This is a genomic window from Levilactobacillus wangkuiensis (assembly GCF_016861605.1).
In the GTDB taxonomy this organism is placed as follows: Bacteria; Bacillota; Bacilli; order Lactobacillales; family Lactobacillaceae; genus Levilactobacillus; species Levilactobacillus wangkuiensis.
In genome coordinates this window covers 234,353-253,126 of sequence record NZ_BOLM01000003.1, presented here as the reverse complement: position 1 = coordinate 253,126, position 18,774 = coordinate 234,353, and the positions used below count along the sequence as shown (strand labels likewise).

The 18,774-nt window shown below is 51.6% G+C and carries 17 protein-coding genes; 14 read left to right on the top strand and 3 right to left on the bottom strand.

The window, feature by feature from the left end; translation table 11 throughout:
• Positions 1 to 11: 11 nt before the first annotated feature.
• Positions 12 to 1,142, bottom strand: coding sequence for a TcaA second domain-containing protein (locus tag JUF13_RS03475; RefSeq protein WP_203637729.1), 1,131 nt, complete (start codon positions 1,140 to 1,142; stop codon positions 12 to 14).
• Between the two features lie 775 nt (positions 1,143 to 1,917).
• On the opposite strand from JUF13_RS03475, the gene JUF13_RS03470 reads away from it, so the two are divergent.
• The 5 genes from JUF13_RS03470 (at position 1,918) to JUF13_RS03450 (ending at position 8,221) form a co-directional block, all read left to right on the top strand.
• Positions 1,918 to 2,592 carry a TetR/AcrR family transcriptional regulator gene (locus JUF13_RS03470; protein ID WP_203637728.1) on the top strand — a complete coding sequence of 225 codons (675 nt, stop codon included), beginning with the start codon at positions 1,918 to 1,920 and terminating at the stop codon, positions 2,590 to 2,592.
• A complete protein-coding gene (lepA, locus tag JUF13_RS03465) occupies positions 2,570 to 4,366 on the top strand; it encodes a translation elongation factor 4 (protein ID WP_203637727.1) in 1,797 nt (598 codons plus the stop codon). Before JUF13_RS03470 ends, lepA begins: the two co-directional genes overlap by 23 nt.
• A 618-nt stretch (positions 4,367 to 4,984) precedes the next feature.
• Positions 4,985 to 6,199, top strand: coding sequence for a cupin domain-containing protein (locus tag JUF13_RS03460; RefSeq protein ID WP_203637726.1), 1,215 nt, complete (start codon positions 4,985 to 4,987; stop codon positions 6,197 to 6,199).
• Between the two features lie 10 nt (positions 6,200 to 6,209).
• Positions 6,210 to 7,538, top strand: a complete 1,329-nt coding sequence (locus JUF13_RS03455; protein ID WP_203637725.1) for a dihydrolipoyl dehydrogenase family protein — start codon at positions 6,210 to 6,212, stop codon at positions 7,536 to 7,538.
• Positions 7,539 to 8,041: 503 nt separating this feature from the next.
• On the top strand, positions 8,042 to 8,221 hold the full coding sequence (locus JUF13_RS03450; RefSeq protein ID WP_203637724.1) for a hypothetical protein: 180 nt from the start codon (positions 8,042 to 8,044) through the stop codon (positions 8,219 to 8,221).
• A gap of 417 nt (positions 8,222 to 8,638) precedes the next feature.
• Here JUF13_RS03450 and JUF13_RS03445 read toward each other — a convergent pair whose 3' ends face one another.
• Positions 8,639 to 9,103 carry an NUDIX hydrolase gene (locus tag JUF13_RS03445; protein WP_203637723.1) on the bottom strand — a complete coding sequence of 155 codons (465 nt, stop codon included), beginning with the start codon at positions 9,101 to 9,103 and terminating at the stop codon, positions 8,639 to 8,641.
• Positions 9,104 to 9,224: 121 nt separating this feature from the next.
• On the opposite strand from JUF13_RS03445, the gene JUF13_RS03440 reads away from it, so the two are divergent.
• Together JUF13_RS03440 and JUF13_RS03435 are read left to right on the top strand one after the other, a co-directional pair.
• The gene (locus tag JUF13_RS03440; RefSeq protein WP_203637722.1) at positions 9,225 to 9,674 is read left to right on the top strand and encodes a helix-turn-helix domain-containing protein; all 450 of its coding nucleotides are present in this window, start codon (positions 9,225 to 9,227) and stop codon (positions 9,672 to 9,674) included.
• Entirely contained in the window at positions 9,671 to 10,264 is a 594-nt protein-coding gene (locus JUF13_RS03435; RefSeq protein ID WP_203637721.1) for a Fic/DOC family protein, read from the top strand. Before JUF13_RS03440 ends, JUF13_RS03435 begins: the two co-directional genes overlap by 4 nt.
• 48 nt (positions 10,265 to 10,312) lie before the next feature.
• Here JUF13_RS03435 and JUF13_RS03430 read toward each other — a convergent pair whose 3' ends face one another.
• The gene (locus tag JUF13_RS03430) at positions 10,313 to 10,849 is read right to left on the bottom strand and encodes a phenolic acid decarboxylase (protein WP_203637720.1); all 537 of its coding nucleotides are present in this window, start codon (positions 10,847 to 10,849) and stop codon (positions 10,313 to 10,315) included.
• 197 nt (positions 10,850 to 11,046) lie between these two features.
• Here JUF13_RS03430 and JUF13_RS03425 point away from each other — a divergent pair, with 197 nt between their 5' ends.
• The 7 genes from JUF13_RS03425 (at position 11,047) to JUF13_RS03395 (ending at position 18,541) form a co-directional block, all read left to right on the top strand.
• Complete coding sequence (locus JUF13_RS03425) at positions 11,047 to 11,580, top strand: PadR family transcriptional regulator (RefSeq protein WP_203637751.1); 534 nt, start codon at positions 11,047 to 11,049, stop codon at positions 11,578 to 11,580.
• Between the two features lie 178 nt (positions 11,581 to 11,758).
• Positions 11,759 to 12,010 (top strand): hypothetical protein, encoded by a 252-nt coding sequence (locus JUF13_RS03420; protein WP_203637719.1) that lies wholly within the window; start codon positions 11,759 to 11,761, stop codon positions 12,008 to 12,010.
• 385 nt (positions 12,011 to 12,395) lie between these two features.
• Positions 12,396 to 13,130, top strand: coding sequence for a hypothetical protein (locus JUF13_RS03415; protein ID WP_203637718.1), 735 nt, complete (start codon positions 12,396 to 12,398; stop codon positions 13,128 to 13,130).
• Positions 13,131 to 13,509: 379 nt separating this feature from the next.
• Positions 13,510 to 14,292, top strand: a complete 783-nt coding sequence (locus tag JUF13_RS03410; RefSeq protein WP_203637717.1) for a tyrosine-protein phosphatase — start codon at positions 13,510 to 13,512, stop codon at positions 14,290 to 14,292.
• A gap of 793 nt (positions 14,293 to 15,085) precedes the next feature.
• The gene (locus tag JUF13_RS03405) at positions 15,086 to 16,462 is read left to right on the top strand and encodes an MFS transporter (RefSeq protein WP_203637716.1); all 1,377 of its coding nucleotides are present in this window, start codon (positions 15,086 to 15,088) and stop codon (positions 16,460 to 16,462) included.
• A complete protein-coding gene (locus JUF13_RS03400; RefSeq protein WP_203637715.1) occupies positions 16,449 to 17,276 on the top strand; it encodes an alpha/beta hydrolase in 828 nt (275 codons plus the stop codon). The genes JUF13_RS03405 and JUF13_RS03400 overlap by 14 nt, the downstream gene beginning before the upstream one ends.
• Before the next feature lie 212 nt (positions 17,277 to 17,488).
• The gene (locus tag JUF13_RS03395) at positions 17,489 to 18,541 is read left to right on the top strand and encodes an alpha/beta hydrolase fold domain-containing protein (RefSeq protein ID WP_203637714.1); all 1,053 of its coding nucleotides are present in this window, start codon (positions 17,489 to 17,491) and stop codon (positions 18,539 to 18,541) included.
• The last annotated feature ends 233 nt before the right edge of the window (positions 18,542 to 18,774 follow it).

The following is an 18,774-nucleotide window of genomic DNA, read 5'->3' as shown; positions in this document are numbered from 1 at the left end:
TGGTCCTTTCGTTAGTCGTCGGTGTCAACGGTCTCAAATTTACCGTTCGACGAATTATATTCAGCTAAAATATCGTGGATATCATCGTAACGGTACGTGCCGTCGTGATCACCGTCGTCGTCATACAACTTGACCTCGGTGACGTGGTCGTGTGGCATCGATTCCGTGTAGGTGTAATCATTTTCGTCGTCGATGTAATCGGCATAATAAATGGCGTCGACGGCAGCTTGACCGTCAGTGGAGAGGTCCTCATAGCTGCTATCGGAATCCGTGTCGTCATCATCATCGTAGTCACTATCGTCGCTGGTAGTGTCGTCCTCGACCTTCCCACCAGTCGCGTCAGAAACGGTGGTTTCATCTTCATTGTTGTTCGTCACGTCATGGCCTTTCTTGGCGGCCTGGGCAATCAGGTCAACGTGCTTGTTGACGGCGTTGCTAGCGACCAAATCGGCGGTTACACTGGCCTTGGATTGGCTCCCAGACAGCTTGAACGTGTAGCGGCCGGGGAACAGGGGACCCGCCTTGTAGGTGTAATGGTTATTCTTCGAGGTAACCAAGGCCTTGTTGTTGGCCATCAAGGTGGCGTTGGCAACGTTGGTCGTCAGCACGGGATGCATGGTGGTGACCCGCAGCTTATAAATCGGGAAAACTAGGAAGCTGTGGCCAGTGGTTTCTAGCGTAAATGTGTGGTCGCGCGTCTCGCCGTTCTTTTGCAGGTCGGCCTTCATGTTGGCCACGTAGTTCGGGTGTTTCCGGGCGTAGGTGAACAGCGGCTGGACCGTGTCACCGTCGATTTTTAAATTGGGATTGTCGCTAACCAATTTTTTGGCGAAATCGTCACTCTGGTTATCGGTGATGTAGTCGGTGATGGTGGCAATCTGCTTTTCCTTGCCGGCCTGCTTATTGTAGAAGGATCCAGCCAGGACAATCACAACGATAACCGCGACGGCAAGAATGGCCCACACCCCGCGGCTGAGCCATTTGGACTTCTTCTTACCGGGCTTAGCAGCTTTGTTGCGCCGGCGTGACCGGTGGGCCTTGGTTGGGGTCGTTGCGGCTGCGGTCCGCAGGTCGAAGCCACAGTGTTCACAGAAAATACTATCGGGCGCCACCTGTTGGTGACAGTTGGGACAAGTTTTCATAGGGTTCACTCCTCAGATTTTGGCTATTAGGGACGAAAAAAGGCTGTCGCCCGCGTACAGTGAAAGCTTGCGCGTTGGCTCAGCCGTTGAGATCAATAGACGTTTGTTACCGCTTGGTGTAAATATGAGCATCGAGTCCGTTCCCGGCGGTGGGCTCAAAATGCCCTGCTGTGGGGAACGGTGCCGGCCTGAGGGCCTGGAAATACAGATTGTTCGTGCCGTTCGTTCCCGGCGGCGAATTCAAAATTCCCTGCTGTGGGGGACGGCTCCAGCCTGGGAAGCGGGCTTCCACCTCGCCTTGAAGCCTGGAAATTCACCAGTCTCCAAGGTCGCCCCATGCTCTAAACTGAGAAAAACACTCAGTTAAGACCATCGACACAGCTGGGAACCTTGATTCGCCTCTGGTCACTGCCAACTGGTCGGTATTTTTGCGAGCTCTAGCAACGCACTAGTGGAATCTGTATTGGCATCGGCGAAACTAACTAGCACATGTATGGGTACTATACTGTCGTTTATTGACTAACGACACTGGTTTTTGTAGCAACGAACACTAAGCAGATGACATTATGTATGGCCTGAACAGGCAGTTGCTCAAATATTGACTACCCAACACCGAACTAATTTATTAAGTTTTTGCTACGTTTATTATTATACGCCAATCCTTGTTCAGTGAAAGGATAGTTTTAACAAATTAGTTGACACAAAGGGATTCGACAGTATATGGTTAGAGAATTGCAAAAATGACTGATGGTCAATTTTAAAAGGAGGGCGCTAAATGAGCAACACCTTATCCCCAACCGCCAAGCAGGCCAAGGCTCAGCGGATTGCGCAGGTGGCCTGGCAACTGGTTGAGCGGGAGGTATTCACCGACATCTCGATGGCCCAGATTGCCCGTCAGGCCAGCGTGGCCAAGGGGACGCTGTTCAACTACTATCCGACTAAAGAAAGTCTTTTCATGACGCTCCTGCTGACCGGGTACCAGCGCTACTTCACGACCCTTAACGCCGACCTGGCGAAGGGCCCCGCGATGACGCCCACGCAGTTAAAGGCCCGCTTACTGGCAGAGACACGGACGTTGATCACCGACCATGTGACCCTGGTCCGGCTGAATGCCTTGCGGGGGCCAGTCTTGGAAGGTCACGCTGACCGCAAACAGACGCAGCAAGGGCGCCAAGACCTGTACGCTGCCAACCTGGCATTGGGCCAGACGGTGGCGGCCAAGGTGCCTGGCCTCAGCGTGGCGACCGCGAGTCACCTCTTTGTGAGTCAGAGCGCCATTATTAGTGGCTTAATGAACCTGGCCGGACTGGAACGCTTCAACCACACCAGTTTGGCGACCAATTTCCCCATTTTTCAGATTGATTTAGAAACCGAGGCTTGCCAGACATTTGGCTACTACCTCGACGGCATCCTTGAGGAGGAACTGCATGCAAATTCAAAACGTTCGTAATTTTGCGATTATCGCCCATATCGACCACGGAAAATCCACGCTGGCCGACCGCATCATGGAACAGACCCAAACCGTTTCCGACCGCGAAAGCCAAGCCCAGCTATTGGATGATTTGGCCGTGGAACAAGCCCACGGTGTCACCGTAAAATCCCGGACGGTCCGTAATTATTACACGGCCGATGATGGCCAGGAATACGAATATAACTTTATCGATACTCCGGGTCACGTCGACTTCACCTATGAGGTGTCCAAGAGCCTTGCCGCTAGTGATGGCGCGCTTTTACTGGTCGATGCCACCCAAGGGGTGCAGGCCCAGACTGTTGCCAATTTGCGCTTGGCCCAGGACAACCACCTGACCGTGATTCCCGTTATCAATAAGATTGATGCCGCCGCGGCCGACGTTGAGCGGACTACCGAGCAGATTCGGTCGTTGTCCCCAGACTTTGCCGACGTCACCATGCTTAAGATTTCTGCCAAGACCGGCCTGAATGTCCACGATGTATTGGAAGCCATTCACACCACGATTCCGGCGCCCACGGGATCGGTGAAGCAGCCACTCAAGGCGCTGGTTTTCGACTCTCAGTACGACGCCTTCAAGGGCATTATTGCCTACGTCCGGTTGATGGATGGGCAGCTGAAGCCGAACGATAAGCTGAAATTAATGGCCACCGACCAACCGGTGACGGCCAACGAAATTGGCATTTTCACGCCACAACGGGTCGCTGCCAAGCAGTTGGTGGCCGGCGATGTGGGCTACGTGGTGACCGGGTTGAAGGACCCACAAGCCTTACGGGTCGGGGATACGCTGACCAGTGTGGCCAACCCCACGGCCACGGCGCTCCCGGGGTATCAACCCTCGCAGTCGATGGTCTTCGCCGGGTTCTATCCCCAGGGTGATCATTACCACGATTTACAATTGGCCGTGGAAAAGCTGGCGCTCAACGATGCGTCGTTCCACTACCGACCAGAAAGTTCCGACGCCCTAGGAGCCGGTTTCCGGTGTGGCTTCCTGGGTATCTTCCATTTGCAAATCATCCGCGAACGCCTGCATGACGAGTACGGCCTGGACGTGCTGACCACGGCGCCTAATGTGACCTACCGCGTGCACGTGAAAAACGTGGACGAACCAGTGATTGTCGACAATCCCATCAAGTTCCCCGACTACAGTCAAATCGATTACGTCGAGGAACCCTTAGCCACGGCGACCATTACCACGACCAGCGAGAGCCTGAGCGACGTGATGAAGTTGGCCACCCAACATAAGGGGGAACTCCAGGATATGCGTAACCAAGGGGACTTGGTCGTCCTCGAATACCAATTGCCGTTTGCTGAAATTGCCTACGACTTTTTCAACGCGCTGAAGTCCGTTTCTCACGGGTACGCCACGCTAACGACCGAGCTGGCGGGCTACGACATTGCCGACGTGGTCAAGGTGGAGGTTCACGTGAACTACGCGCGGGTCGACGCGCTATCCTTCGTGGTTCACCGCGAGGACGCACCGCTGATGGCCCAAGAGCTGGTTCACAAATTAAAGTTCGTGATTCCGCGTAAACTAAATCCTATGCCGGTCCAATCGGTGGTTGAAGGCAAGGCGTTGGCCCGCGTCGACGTGCCACCGCTGCGGAAGAATGCCGCGGCTAACGGCGAGAAGCGCAGCACGTCTAAGAAGCAGGCGTTGTTACGGCGGCAGAGCATGAATAAGCGGCAGTCGGCGCACAGCGATATCGAGCTGCCCCAGGAAGTCTTCAACGCCGTCCTCGACTTAGAAAAGTAGGGCTAAACTTGTTTGTTGGATTCGCCTCCGGGCTAGTGAAAACTGGGCCGGAACGCGGTAGTGTCCGTTCCCGGCGGCGGGCTCAAAGCGCCCTGCTGTGGGGCCGGTTCCAGCCTGAGGGGCGGGCTTCCACCTCAACTTTCCGCCTGAGTAGCGGTCGCAAAGGTTGTCCCATGCTCTAAGCAGAGGAAAATCGCTCTGCTAAGACCATCGACACAGCTGGTCACTTTGGCCCGCCTCTGGTCACTGACATCCACCGTGTGACCCATTTTCACCACCCCTGCGGCTGACGCTGGTTTAACCTACTTCTACGGGCGGTGTGAGGCCCTTCATGGTACTGAATTGTCTGTATGACGTGTGCTTAACTTTTCTATTATCTTGTAAACAAATAAGCGAATATTTATCCGAAACCAGTCATTTAGTCGATGGCTGGTTTTTTGTTTAGTAAAAGCGTTACATAAAACGTTATACGTGGCACAATAACGACTACTTTCTTTATTTACATTACATTTACGGTTTTTTAATGTAATCTGTAATATATAAAGTTGTCTATATGATTGATTAACGGTCACAAGTGACTTATACTAAAATTATCTTATAGGTAAAGGGGATTTTCGAATGACTGATAAGCAAGAACCAATTCGTAATGAAGACCATACTGGCTGGATCGACCAGGGCCCCCGGAACTATCAACGCGATTTACAAAACCCGGACTTATTGGTACCACCAACCACTGACCACGGGACGGTTGCGAACCTCCGTTTTAGTTTTTCCGACGTGCATATGCGGTTGGAATCTGGCGGCTGGACGCGTGAGGTCACCAACCGTGAACTGCCCGCTTCTCACGATTTAGCGGGTGTCGACATGTGCTTGAAGCCTGGTTCTTACCGGGAAATGCACTGGCACAAGGAAGCCGAATGGGCCATGATGCTACGCGGTAACGCTCGGGTCACGGCCTTGAATGAAAAGGGCGAAAGCTTCATTGACGACATTGAAGCCGGTGACCTGTGGGACTTTGAAGCTGGGATTCCGCACTCCATTCAGGCGCTGGACCAAGGCTGTGAGTTCCTGTTAGTCTTCAGTGAACCCGACTTTTCTGAAAACAACACCTTCCTCCTGACCGATTGGCTGGCGCACACGCCTAAAGATGTGATTGCGGCTAACTTTAAGGTCGACGAAGACACGTTGAAGCCACTGCCAAGTCATGAAAAATACATCTTTAATGGGAGCGTTCCCGGCCCTATCGACACGGTGAAGAAGCCCGGAACACCAATGCAAACGCCACTGACGCTGCACATGAAGGATGTTCCCGCCAAGGAATTTGAAGCCGGCAAGGTCTGGATCGTTGACCAATCTGTCTTCCCAGCGGCCAAGACGATTTCTGCGGCCATTGTTGAAGTGCAACCCGGTGGGATGCGGGAAATGCACTGGCACCCCAAGTCTGAGGAATGGGATTACTACATTCAAGGCCAAGCCAAGGTGGGCGTCTTTAACTCCAACACGTTAGCCCGGACGTTTAACTTTAACGCCGGTGACGTGGGCGTCATTCCTAAGGAAGCCGGTCACTACATTCAAAACATTGGAACGGAACCACTGATCTTTATCGAATTGTTTAAGAACGCGGTTTACTCCGACGTTTCCTTGAACAAGTGGTTAGCAACGTCCCCATCGCAAATGGTTTCCGATCACCTGAACCTGCCCGTTTCAACGGTTGAAGGTTTCCCAAGTGAAGAGGCTGCGGTCGTTTGGTACAAGGATGCCGCCGGTCGTGAAGTGCAACACCCAAAGAGCGCACCAGATACCAGTAGTGCTGCCGACGTTTTCAGCGAATAGAAGTGATTTCATGACGCAAACATTTGAGACCATCGTCATCGGTGGGGGTGTCGGCGGTGCCGGTGCCGCCATGCGGGCCGTCGCCCACGGTCAATCCGTTGCGGTTATTGAGCAGCGTGATTGGGGTGGCACCACCGTGACGCGGGGAAGTACCCCGAAGAAGGTCCTATTAGCGGGCGTCGAAGCCCACCGTGCGTTTGCCCAACAGAATGGCCCGGTGCCACCAGTGGACTGGTCACGACTAGCCACTCATCGGGATGCCGTCGTGGGGCAGACGCAGGAACGGTTCAAACAACGTTTCCAGACCAATGGCGTCACCACCTTTGAGGGCCATGCCGAATTTGTGAATGACCAGCAGGTGCGCGTCAATGGCGAACTGCTGACAGCGAAAAATTTTGTGATTGCGACCGGGGCGCGTCCCCGCGAAGTCGCCATTCCTGGCGGCCAGTTGATTCAACACTCCGGCAGCTTTTTCCGAAGTCACCAACTGCCGCAACGCATCACAATCCTGGGTGCCGGCGTGATTGCTTTTGCGATTGCCGGTATCGCAAGTGAGGCGGGCGCCACCGTAACGCTGATCCAACACAACCACGTGGCGCTCCGCGGTTTTGATGGCCAACTTGTCCAAACGCTGTTGGCCAGCCTGGCCAAACACAACGTGCACATGATTTTTGATGATGAAATTTCCCGATTGGCTCAGGCGCCGACGGAACTTGAGGTGACGACGCAGCAGGGTGTTCACTGGTCCACCGACGTGGTTTACGCGGCTTTAGGCCGACTGGCTAACGTCGAGGACCTGAATTTGAAAGCCGCTGGGGTGGCCGTAACCCCCCACGGCATTCGCGTCAATGAGTACCTGCAGACTAGCAATCCCCAGATTTATGCGGTCGGGGATTGTGCCGTCACCGGAACGCCTAATTTGGCAAACTATGCCATTTATCAAGGCAAATATGTGGGCGACGCGCTGAGTGCGCCCCAAGCGTTTCCGATTGCCTATCCGCTTCAGGCCAGCGCCGTCTTCAGTCTCCCCCGGTTAGCGCAGGTGGGTGCCAGCGTTACGGCTGCGCGCCAAGATTCCGTGCACTATGCCCTGAAGACCGTTGACCTAAGTCAGTGGTTAACGTATCAACGGAACTACGATACCGATGCGAAATTGCTGTTGGTAATTAATCGTCAAAGTGGTGAAGTGGTTGGTGCCGAAGCCATTAGCTACCAGGCCGACACGGTGATCAACCAGTTGGCTCTCTTGATCCAGCAACACGTGACACCAGAAGCGTTACACGACACGTTTTTCGCCTACCCATCCTCAGCCGCTGATTTGTACGGCATCTGGACTTAACGCGGGTCTCCGGACTGGTGAAAACCGGGCCGGACATGGGGCTGTTCGTTCCCGACGGTGGGCTCAAAGTGCCCTGCTGTGGGGCCGGTTCCAGCCAAAGGGCGGGCTTCCACCTCACCTTTGCGACCGAGAAGCGGTCGCAAAGGTTGTTCCATGGGCTAAGTAGAGAAAAATCGCTCTGCTAAGACCATCGACACAGCTGGTCACTTTGGCCCGCCTCTGGTCACTGAGATCCACCAACGTGTCCTGTTTCATCAGTCTGGCGGCAGACACTGGTTTGGTCCAGTGCCATAAATAATTAGCAGTGGTCGGATTTAAATTAAGATGAGAATGATAATCAAAAGGCCCGAGACGGTTGTTGTCTCGAGCCTTTTGATATTCGTGTAAGTTTTAGCAGTCACCGAACAAATTGGGGTGAATCCACCTATCTTTGTCCGGCGTTGGCGTATTCTAAGCCCACTAAAATTGGCTTTAGAATGTATGAAGTACGAGGAGATGGGCGCATGAAAACGCAATTTAACCGGCATTTTTATCGAACGTTAGTGTTTTGGTTAGGCCTCATTTGTTTGGGCATTGAGCTCTATCTGTGGCCAGTCGATGATTCATTTTTGCGCATGGTTGGACTAGGGACCGGTGGCTTCTTAGTGGTTTTAAGTTTCTGGCGTGAGGTTGAGGAGGACTAGGTTTAAATAGTTTAAGGCTATTGTGAAAAAGTGCCTGTTACGAGATTGATTGGTGCGGTGGTCGTCTTGGATCCACTGGCAGGAACGAAAGTAACTAACTGTCATATTTGAATTAAAGGGAAACGTTTTGATGGGTTTACGCAGTGCCAGCCGTGAGGGCGGTGAAAATGGGCTACGCTGGTGGATGTCAGTGACCAGAGGTGGGCCAAAGTGACCAGCTGTGTCGATGGTCTTAGCTGAGGTTTCTCACTCAGCTTAGCCCATGGGACAACCTTTGAGACCGTTCTTTGGCTCAAAGTTGAGGTGGAAGACCGCTCCTCAGTCTGGAACCGACCCCACAACAGGGCATTTTGAGCCCGCCGTCGGGAACGAACAGCACCGCGTACCGGCCCAGTTTTCACCGTCCGGTAAGGCGAATCAGTGCGCCAACCCGTCAAAGTAAGTTTTGGTGGCGGCGAGCATGTCGGCCGTCTGTTGATTCAACAGCGGCGGCAACTGGTCCAACGGAAAGTATTTCAAATCCAGTGTCTCGTCCGTCGCCGTTTCCAGGGTATGCCCGCCAACGGGTTTCACCAGGTACAGCCGAGAAATAACTTGGGTCACGTCGCCGTTGGGATACTTGGTAAAGCCCTGATCGAAGAGTCCCAGCGGTTTAACGATTTCAACGTCGAGGCCGGCGTCTTCCTTGTACTCGCGAATCATGGCGTCGTCGTAGCTTTCACCGTACTCCAGGTAACCGCCGGGCAGGCTCCAGTTGTGGGTGTCGGTCCGCAGGTTGAGCAGCACTTCATGCTGGTCGTTGGCCACGATGCCCGCCGCTGCGTTTAAAATTAAGGGCTTGTGTCCCACTAAATCCCGCACTTCTTTGATATAGTTTGCCATTAGTTGTTGACCTACTTTCTCTGAGTTTTGCCCTCAGTATACCGCAAAAGTTGGGGATGCAGCAGGCACTTTGAACGCAATAACTACCCTTGAAGGGTATAATACGTCTGAGGTGATTGCGATGAGTCGAACTGCACAGAATATCAAATTCATCCGCCAGCACTATGGCATCAGTCAACGGCGGTTGGCGTCGTTGCTCAACGTCTCCGTTAGAACTGTCCAGCACTGGGAACAGGCAGACTATGCGCCCAGTGGTCCCGCAGTGAAATTAATTCAACTTTTGGCGAACAATGACGCAGTTTTTACGGCCTTAACTAGTATAGAGGAGGATGAGGCAATTATGTACTTGGAACACGATGATCAAGCTTTCACCATTATGGGCGTCCCGTTTCGAAATGAAGCGGAATATCGGGCAACACTGGATGCAACTATCAGTAATATGTACGAGGGTTTTGAACCAACGGTCGCGGATATTGAGCTAGCCAGAGAGGCTGATGACTTAGGCCGACCACTGACCGGGGCAGAGGTTTTGGCAAAAATTAATGCGCGAAACTCGGTGCCAAATAAGTGAAAATTTGGGCGGATTATCTTCAAGAAAATGGTACGCTGAAGAATAAATTGGGCATTACCGAAGACGAGAAGTTGCATGCGGTTGAATACAACACTAGTGCCATTCAACAAAAGTTTATCCGACAGAACAATTACGTTTTACCAGACGGGTACCACCTAACCGGCAAAGATGTCACCGAGCTAAAATGCATCAACGCGGCACTGCTAGGTGACATCTACGACTGGGCGGGTCACTATCGCGAAGTGGATTTCAACAAAACATCTGATGGGGTCGTCACCCACTTTCACCCCGTCATGCTGTTTGGCAATGCCGAGTGGGATATTCAGCGGCAGCTTACGGACTTTGCGACGCTACCGGCGGACCAGCAGGTGGTGGCCACGGCCCTAGGCAATCTAGTGACGGAAATCAACATGTTTCACCCGTTTCGCGAGGGAAATGGCCGGACGTTGCGGGTTTTCACGGAGGTGCTGGCCCGGCAGAAGGGCTTCCGTCTCGACTTTACCCAGGAACAGCAGGCCGCCTATATGACTGCCAGCATTCAGGATGAACCGGCGTTGATGGCGGCGGTTTTTCTAAAAATTTTGCATTAAAAAATGGCTTCACACCGGCTCATGAGCTGGGTGAAGCCATTTTTGCGTTTACTTATTTACCCGTTGGTAGTTGGCGTCAAAGTACTTGCCGGCACGGATGTCGTCAGGCAGGCCTTGGTAAGGGGCTTCACTGATGACGTCTTCGTTGTTTTGGCCAGCGTCGCCGATGTAAGTGATCGTCGCAAATTCTGGGACGACCATCTTAGGATAGGTGGCGTACTTTTCGCGGGCAGCTTCCATCACGTCAATGTGTTCGTTTTGGTAAGTGACCGTGATTTCAGGATGTTCTTGAACCCACTTAGGGAAGAAAATGGTCCCGTTGACCTTGTTTTCGTTAGGCAGGAAGTCCAGTGCCACGTCGGTCCCGGTGGGCTCTGTCCAGGCAACCTTGTAGATGCCCTCTGTCAGCATGACGATGTTGGCTTCTTGGTCCGTGACCCAACGGCCGGCGACCATGCCGCCGTGGATTCGGTAGTCAACGGTGTGGTCGTTCTTCGCGTACCATTCGTATTCCCAGCCGTTGTCATAAGTGTAGATGAAATGGGTTCCCAGGAAGTCATCCAGGGTTTTGAAAGTTTTAGTCATTTTAAAAATCTCCTTCTATTCTGCGGGAAAAACATGTAATTAATTACATGTTTTTATTTACTTGATTATCATAGTCACTTCCGTGGGACTTGTCAACGATTTTCCTTGATGTTTTTCCGGGGAACTGGTTCAATTGAGACAGCGCAACGCGTTTGTGACGAGAAAAATTCTCGCAAAATGGAAGGAGGCTGATGATTATCGGTCAGCGAAATCGGCTACAATACATCATCTTAGGCCTACTGAATCAGCGTCCCCAGACCGGCTACGACCTGGCGAAGGCGTTTGAAAATGAAATCGGGGAGTTCTGGCAGGCCCAACACAGTCAGATCTACCCCATGCTCAAGCGAATGGAAACAAGCGGCGACATCACCCATGAGGATACGGTGACGGGCGAGAAGCTGGCGAAGAAGCAGTACTCGTTGACGCCGGCCGGTCATGCGAAATTGGTGGCCTGGGTGAGCGAACCCTCGCCAGAGTTGTCGGCGACCAAGGACGAATTTATTTTAAAACTCTACTTTATTAAAACGGCGGCCGACCCGCGGCTTCAGCCTATGCTGCAGGAACAGGCGGTTCTCCACCGCGCCCAGTTGGCCCACCTCAAGCAACGCCGTGAGACGGTCTTCCCGAACCAGACGGCAATTGATCAGGCCTATGGGCATTACCTGATCCTGGACCACGCGATTGGTCGGGAGCAGTACTACGTGGACTGGCTGGAGAAGTTTTTGCGTTAAGACTTTGGTATGTGAAACTTCCAAAAACCAGGAAATTTGATAAAAATGGAAGTATACTTCCAGAAATGCTGAATCTGAGTAGAAATGGAAGTATACTTCCTGAAATAGAAAAATGTCATACGTTTGTATATACGAGTGGTTCGTGCTACACCAAATCAAAATGAGGGAGTTAAGGATTATGGCTAAGATTATAACTTTGCGAAAGTCTGGAAATAGCCGTGTTTTGCCGGTCCCTAATGATTTAGACGTGGATGTAGGAACCCAGTATCAGGTGGAAAAGTTACCAGATGGTGGGATTCTTTACCAGCCAATCAAGCGGCAAAATATTTTTGCGACACCCGATTGGCAAGAATATGATTATCAAGCGGACTTGCGGAATGATCCAGAACTGGGACCTGTTAAGCCAGTTGGTAAGGAGCGCGTTGAATGAGAATGCCCAAGTGCAGTGATGTTGTTGTCGTTGACGCAGAACCCCATTCTGGCGAGGTGTATGGGGGACATAATCTAGTTGAAGCCTTACGTTAAAGATATGCTAAATTTGTAGTTTTCTTAACAAGGAAGTAGCTTTTTTAAATGTTAGTTTCAGCGATTAAGAATGGAAGTATGGCACAGTGGTAGCTCGCTGTGCTTTTATTTTGGCCTGAAATTTTCTCGGGACCAATGACCTTTTCAGACCTAATTCTGCAAGCAGACCAGCAAGTCGCGAGAAATTTTATCGGCCACGGGGGATGGCTATACTTAGTAGTGGATTGTTTACAAACGGACAGTTCAAATCAATTGAAAGGCCAAAGTTAGCCTTTCACGGGAGGATACATATGAAGTTCAGAACAGTTTTGGTAGCGGTGTTAGCCGTGGCAACTTTGGGTGTAATGACTGAAGTCACGACCCCGGCACAAGCCGCAACCAAGGTTTTACAGACCAAGAAAATGAAGAAGGCGGCCTATAAGATCAGCAACGGCTATTTCTATCGGAACACGAAGCTGACCAAGCGGACGCACAAAGCCAGCAAGTACGCCAAAGTTAACTTTTACACGTACAAGTCAGCGAAGATTCGCAAGAGCAATGGTAAGAAGGTGACTTACTACTACGTTAAAAATAAGTCTGGCAAGGTTAAAGGTTGGGTCTGGCGCGGCAATCTGGTTAAACAACCAACTTACACGCGGCAGAAGAAAGATATCGCGGCCATGAAACGTATCGTTCAAGGGATGTCCCCGGATGTACAAAGTGATGCTTTGGGCCTGTTTGCCCATATGAACTACAAAGTAGCCTATCATGATGGGGCTAGTGAGCGAGACCTATCTCACGTGATCTTTCAGATGGAAATGGGAGCAGACTATGATAATTCAACTGATATTCAGGGGATTATTAAAACCTATAAGCTTTTTAAGGGCCGTTACGGGAGTGAAAAAGCGCAGATCCTGAATGATTACAATGATTTAGATGATGTGCTTAAAGGCCGTAGTGATGCGGAATTATCCGATGTGGCTAAAACTTTGATTGATGATATTTCATATGCTGTTCAATACATGGATAATCAGAGCGGCAAGTGACAAGATGTGTCTAATTTTAAATAGGTTCACATACAGCATGGCCATAGTTGTCGTGCTGTATTTTTGTGGGGTTAGAAGGGCGCATATGTAGATTGGTTCAAGAATGATTGAACCGGTTAGTGGGATTAATTAAAATTTGAGGCGTTATCGTGGTGCCACAATACGGCTAACCAATTTCTGAGTCATCAACGTCTTAAGTGCCGTTATTACTGCAGCTAGTTGTGATTGTCGTCCCAATTAGTTATGAATTTACAAATAAAGTATAATTAATAATTAAATAACAGCAAGAATAATTAATACGCAAAATTTACATAAACCTTGCGAAAAATTTACTTGGTCTTGGTAAAGTTAACTTATTCAGAAAGGGGATTACACTTACATGAAAATTCGTGCCGTTTTAGCTTCAATCAGTTGTGCATTGGTCTTACTCGGGGCTACTGCCGCGCCTGCTCAAGCAGCGACAACCAAGAAGGATGCAGACCTGCAACCAGCTATTTCCAAGAAGGTCAACGCGCCTATCAAGTTGGCCGGTGCCGAGAACATGCGAGACATGGGTGGTTACAAGACCAAGACTGGTCAACACGTTAAAAAGGACCGTTTACTGCGGAGTGATTCACTGGAAAAACTGACGAAGGCGGATACGAAGAAGTTAGTGAAGAAGTATCACGTCAAGGAAATCTTTGATCTGCGGACCAAGGCCCAAATTGCTGAAAAGCCAGACGTGAAGATTGCCGGCGTTAAATACTTAGGTTCCTCCATCTTAGGAACCAAGTCCAACTACGATAACGATGATGAAGGTATGTACCGCGACATGGCCAACAAGCCATCTGCCAAGAAGAGCTACCACAAGTTCTTAGTCGCTGCTGCCAACAACAAGAAGGGTTCCCTGTTATTCCACTGCTCACACGGGATGGACCGGACGGGAACGTCTGCCGCAATCCTCTACACGATTTTAGGGGTAAGCAAGAAGGACATCCAACGCGACTACTTATTATCCAACACCCAACTGAACGTAACGTGGGCTAAGCCAGCGTTACTGAACCTGTTCTACAGCCAAGTTAAGGAACACTACGGCTCAATGAACAACTATATCAAGAAGGGCTTGAAGATTACTCCAGCCCAAATCAAGCAAATCAAAGCCAACTACCTGACGAAGGCCTAAGCCTAGCGTCACTAGAATTAAACCGAAATGACTGATCTAACAGCCGTGTCCGCTATTAATTAGGGAGACGGCTGTTTTGGTGTTCACAATACATAATAAAAATGCGAATGCTCTGAACTAATGATGCTTGCCGAAGTAAAATAGAGGAGGCACACAATTTCAATTACTTTAGAATCAATAGGAGAGTTAGTCTCAGCTGTGGAATACGAGATTCGGACATGAGTAGTTGGCAGAACAAGAAACGCGGCCAGTGTTCCAGAACTAAGGGGCCACCCCGTATCATGGGTAAAAACCAATCTTAGCCGCAGGAAGCCAGGGATGGAGGCGGCTGTGTCGATGGTGTTGAGCAGAGTTCCTTCCTGCTCTACAGCATGGGTCGACTTTGGAGACGGGTGGGTTTCACGGCTTCAAAGCGAGGTGGAAGCCCGCTCTTTGGCTGGAACCGGGCCCCACAGCAGACGGAATCCCTGGAAGCCGGAGGCGGTTAGTCTAACACAAGATTTCAGGCAGAAAACCAAGCTCCCTAGTTCTGGGGCAATTGGTTAAAACTGATAACTAATAAAGCCCCCCAACTACTGATTTTGTCACATATCGCGTATGATAGGGTCGACGGTAACAGTTAGTAAGTCAATTCTGGCTAACTAATTCTAATGCATGGTTGAGGAGGTTAGAAAAGGTAAGTTGCCAGTCAGAATTTAGGATTACAGCTGAGGCCCTTAACCGTTATGCTATATATGTAAGCGGTTACAGATTGCTGGAAACATGCAAAAAATTTTTGGGGGAGGTAAGTATCATGAGTAAAGCTCAGTTATGGAAACAACGGTTCTTCTACGGGTCGACCGACCTGGCCGGGAACCTGATTTGGCAAATTGTTGGGTTGTATTTACTGTTCTACTACACCACAGTTATGGGCATCTCACCAGCCTTTGTGGGAACCCTGTTCTTCGTGGTTCGGATCATTGATGCCTTTGACGGTGTGGTCTATGGATTTTTGATTGACCACACGCACTCGAAATACGGGAAGGCGCGGCCATACTTCCTATGGTTTGGGATTCCACTGGGGATTCTGACAATGCTGCTGTTCTTCAACCCATCATTTGGCGGCAACAAGGTCTTCCAGCTCGCTTGGATCTCCATCGTCTACACGTTATTTAGCTTAGTTTATTCTGGGGCGAACACACCGATTACTGCTATTCTGCCTAGCCTGACTAAGGATCCTGACGAACGGACCAACCTGGCAAGTGCCCGGATGGTTATGACGAACATTGGGACCGCTGTGATTGGGGCCATTTCCTTACCGATGGTTGCCAAATTAGGGGGCAAGAACGCTGAAAAAGGTTGGATGATTTGGGGGATCTTTATCGGGATTGCCATCATCGTGCTGTTCTTAGGCGCTTTTGCCAACCTGCGTGAAAAAGATGATATCGTTGATGACTCAGCCGATGCGCCGGAAATCAAGGGTCACCTCTCCGTGGGTGAATCCTTGAAGGGCGCGGTTAAGAACAAGCCATGGGTCATCTTGAGTTTGAGTTTTATCTTGTTACAAACGTTCTGGGTTATCCGGATGCAGACGGCCGTTTACTACCTGACCTACGTTTACCGTCGGGCCGACCTGGTTGGGGCCTTCAATGGGCTGGTCATCGTTGCCGTCATCGGGAACATTTCCATTCCGTTCCTGAGTAAATTTATGAAACACCGGAACGTCATGATTCTGGCCATGGCCACCTTCGCTGTGGGTGAAATCATCATGAGCTTCAAGAGCATTCCACTCCTATTTGCCGGGAACGTGATTGCGTTAGTGGCCATGGGGGCGGCATTCTCCATTGCCTTCGTGATGATTGCGGACACCGTGGAATACGCGCGTTCCGAAATGCACATTGACGAACCCGGCATCCTGTCCTCCGTTCCCATGGTTGGGGCTAAGCTGGGCATGGGCTTCGGTGGTTTAGTTTCTGGTTGGCTCTTAACCTGGGGTGGTTTCCAAGCCACGGCCAAGATTCAGGGCGCCAAGGCGTTGACCGCCATCAGCACTAGCTTCGTCTGGTTACCGATTATTTTAGCCCTACTGATTCTGGTCATCCTGTTCTTCGGTTACAAGCTGGACGAAGATGAAATTGCGTCCGCTAAGGCCATGAAGGATGACGCTGGCAAATTAAATGAAGACGCTTAACTTAACGTTCGGGCCGCCGGCAAACCCGGTAGCCGTGACGTTGTACCAACCGGCCGCCATCGCTGACTTTGACCAGCCACCGCGGCGGCCGTTGGCCATTCTCTTGCCAGGTGGCGGCTACCGGTTCTATAGCGACCGGGAAAATGAAATCGTCGCGCTCCAGTACTTGGCCCAGGGATATGCGGTGGCGGTCGTGGCCTATCGGTTACTAGACCAGCCGCCGGTCTACCCGACCGTGCTGGAGCAACTGGCCCACGTCGTTGCTGGGTTTCACCAGCAGGCCATCAGTTACGCAGTAGATGACGACCATATCTTACTGGTCGGTTTCTCCGCGGGTGGTCACGTGGCGGCGCTCTACGCCGATTTGTGGCCGCAGTTAGCGACGCGTTGCCAATTGCCGCGTCAGGATTGTTCCGTGTGGGCGGTGACCCTGGCTTACCCGGTGATTGGCCTGCGACTAGGCTGGCCAGTCGATGCGGCGACCCGGCAAGCCATTGCGGGAAAATGGGCGCTGACGGAGGCCGACCATCTGGTAACGGCGCAGAACCCACCGACGTTCATTTGGACGACGGCGACGGATGAACTCGTGCCACCAATCAATGCACAGTGTTACGTGAAGGCGTTGCGGCGCGAAGGGGTGCCCGTACGGTTTCACCTGTATCCACGCGGACCGCACGCGTTGAGCTTGGCCCGACCGGCCACGGCCTTTGCGGCTGGGGCGCACCGGGATGCCACGTTTGGCCAACGCTACGTGCAAGCAGAAGTGGCGGGCTGGTTTACCGAACAGTTACGCTGGCTGCAGCGCCTGTGGTGATGGTCATTTTGAAAAAATGTCAAAAGTCGCTGATAACCCGTTTACACCGTGCCATTTTGGTGTTAAAACATAGCCGAACGTGAAAGGCGTTGCCACCATTTTTCTGGAAGCGCCGGCGATGGATGGGGATCCATCTGCTAGTTGGGCTGATGTTGCGGTTTTCAGCATGAAAGATTCGTCGAAACGACTATTTCACGAGAGGGGTAATCAAAATGTTGAATGATACGACAACCAAGCAGTCTTTGGGGTACAACGATGAGTTGCGACGGCTGCAGAAGATGCGGGTCAGCAGTGTTGAGGATGGCGTGACCAGTTGGATCAAGGAGCGCGACCCGATTCACACCTTTGAGCCACTAGTTTGGGAGACCGTGGCCGAAATTGAAGAGAATCCGCAATTGCCAACGGACTTGTTTAGTCTGCGGCAAGGGACGGAAACCTCCGGCCAACGGGATTTAACCAACGTGGAAATGAAGGTCGAGATGCAACAGATCGTCTCCATGAATCGGCGGGTCCGGGTCATTCGGATTGCCCGGATGGATCATCTGACCGCGGATAAAGCGCTGATCTATTTCCACGTCGGCGCCTACTATGGGGGCACGCCGGAAGATGTTTTGCTGGCGCTGAAGTTCGTGGCGGAACAGGCGAACTGCGTGGTCTACAACGTGGATTACGCGCTGGCACCGGAACAGGCTTATCCGGCGGGCATCTTGGACGGGTTAGCCGTGGTGGCGGCCATGACCAAGAGTTACCAGCAGATTTCACTGGGCGGCGACTCGGCCGGGGGCTCGATTGCCTTAGCCGTCAGCCAGCTCTGCAAGTCGATGGGCATCTGCACGATTGCCAGTCACATGCTGTTCTACCCAACGCTGATTCAGGGCTCCGACTTAAATGGCCCGTTGTGGGATGACCGCAGCATTCCGGTCGTCGATGAGCAACGGGACGCCTTACACCGGAGCTATCAGTTATTTGAACAGTTAGATACAATTATGAGCGGGTACTACGTGGCGGATCAGCCAGTTGACCTGACGGCACCACTCCTGTCGCCATTACTAGCCGACCCAGAGATTTTCCACCGGGTCACCGTGTTGGTCGGGGAATACGATCCGTTCCGTCTGCAAGACGAGGCCTTCATCAAAAAGGTGGGTCACGCCAACGACGACGCCAATTACTTCCGTTACGGCGGCATCAGCCACGCCTTCTTAAACTTCACGGGCAATGTCCCAGCGGTAGAAGACGCACTGGCAACGGCGGCACGCTTGATTTAAAGAAAATAAGACTGGAAATGTCACTAACTTCAATGAGTTAGTGACTAATGGACTTGCCAGTGTGAGTGACCAGAGGCGGGTCAAAATGCCCGGCTGTGTCGATGGTCTTAGCTGAGTGAATTTCTCAGCTTAGAGCATGGGACGACCTTAAAGACCGGTGGGTTATCCGGGCTTTAAGGCGAGGCGGAAGACCGCACCTCAGGCTGGAGCCGTTCCCCACAGCAGGGCGTTTT

Coding starts and splice junctions, on each gene's coding strand:
- JUF13_RS03475 (WP_203637729.1), bottom strand. CDS start 1,142: ATGAAAACTTGTCCCAACTGTCACCAACAGGTGGCGCCCGATAGTATT.
- JUF13_RS03470 (WP_203637728.1), top strand. CDS start 1,918: ATGAGCAACACCTTATCCCCAACCGCCAAGCAGGCCAAGGCTCAGCGG.
- lepA (WP_203637727.1), top strand. CDS start 2,570: ATGCAAATTCAAAACGTTCGTAATTTTGCGATTATCGCCCATATCGAC.
- JUF13_RS03460 (WP_203637726.1), top strand. CDS start 4,985: ATGACTGATAAGCAAGAACCAATTCGTAATGAAGACCATACTGGCTGG.
- JUF13_RS03455 (WP_203637725.1), top strand. CDS start 6,210: ATGACGCAAACATTTGAGACCATCGTCATCGGTGGGGGTGTCGGCGGT.
- JUF13_RS03450 (WP_203637724.1), top strand. CDS start 8,042: ATGAAAACGCAATTTAACCGGCATTTTTATCGAACGTTAGTGTTTTGG.
- JUF13_RS03445 (WP_203637723.1), bottom strand. CDS start 9,103: ATGGCAAACTATATCAAAGAAGTGCGGGATTTAGTGGGACACAAGCCC.
- JUF13_RS03440 (WP_203637722.1), top strand. CDS start 9,225: ATGAGTCGAACTGCACAGAATATCAAATTCATCCGCCAGCACTATGGC.
- JUF13_RS03430 (WP_203637720.1), bottom strand. CDS start 10,849: ATGACTAAAACTTTCAAAACCCTGGATGACTTCCTGGGAACCCATTTC.
- JUF13_RS03420 (WP_203637719.1), top strand. CDS start 11,759: ATGGCTAAGATTATAACTTTGCGAAAGTCTGGAAATAGCCGTGTTTTG.
- JUF13_RS03415 (WP_203637718.1), top strand. CDS start 12,396: ATGAAGTTCAGAACAGTTTTGGTAGCGGTGTTAGCCGTGGCAACTTTG.
- JUF13_RS03410 (WP_203637717.1), top strand. CDS start 13,510: ATGAAAATTCGTGCCGTTTTAGCTTCAATCAGTTGTGCATTGGTCTTA.
- JUF13_RS03405 (WP_203637716.1), top strand. CDS start 15,086: ATGAGTAAAGCTCAGTTATGGAAACAACGGTTCTTCTACGGGTCGACC.
- JUF13_RS03400 (WP_203637715.1), top strand. CDS start 16,449: ATGAAGACGCTTAACTTAACGTTCGGGCCGCCGGCAAACCCGGTAGCC.
- JUF13_RS03395 (WP_203637714.1), top strand. CDS start 17,489: ATGTTGAATGATACGACAACCAAGCAGTCTTTGGGGTACAACGATGAG.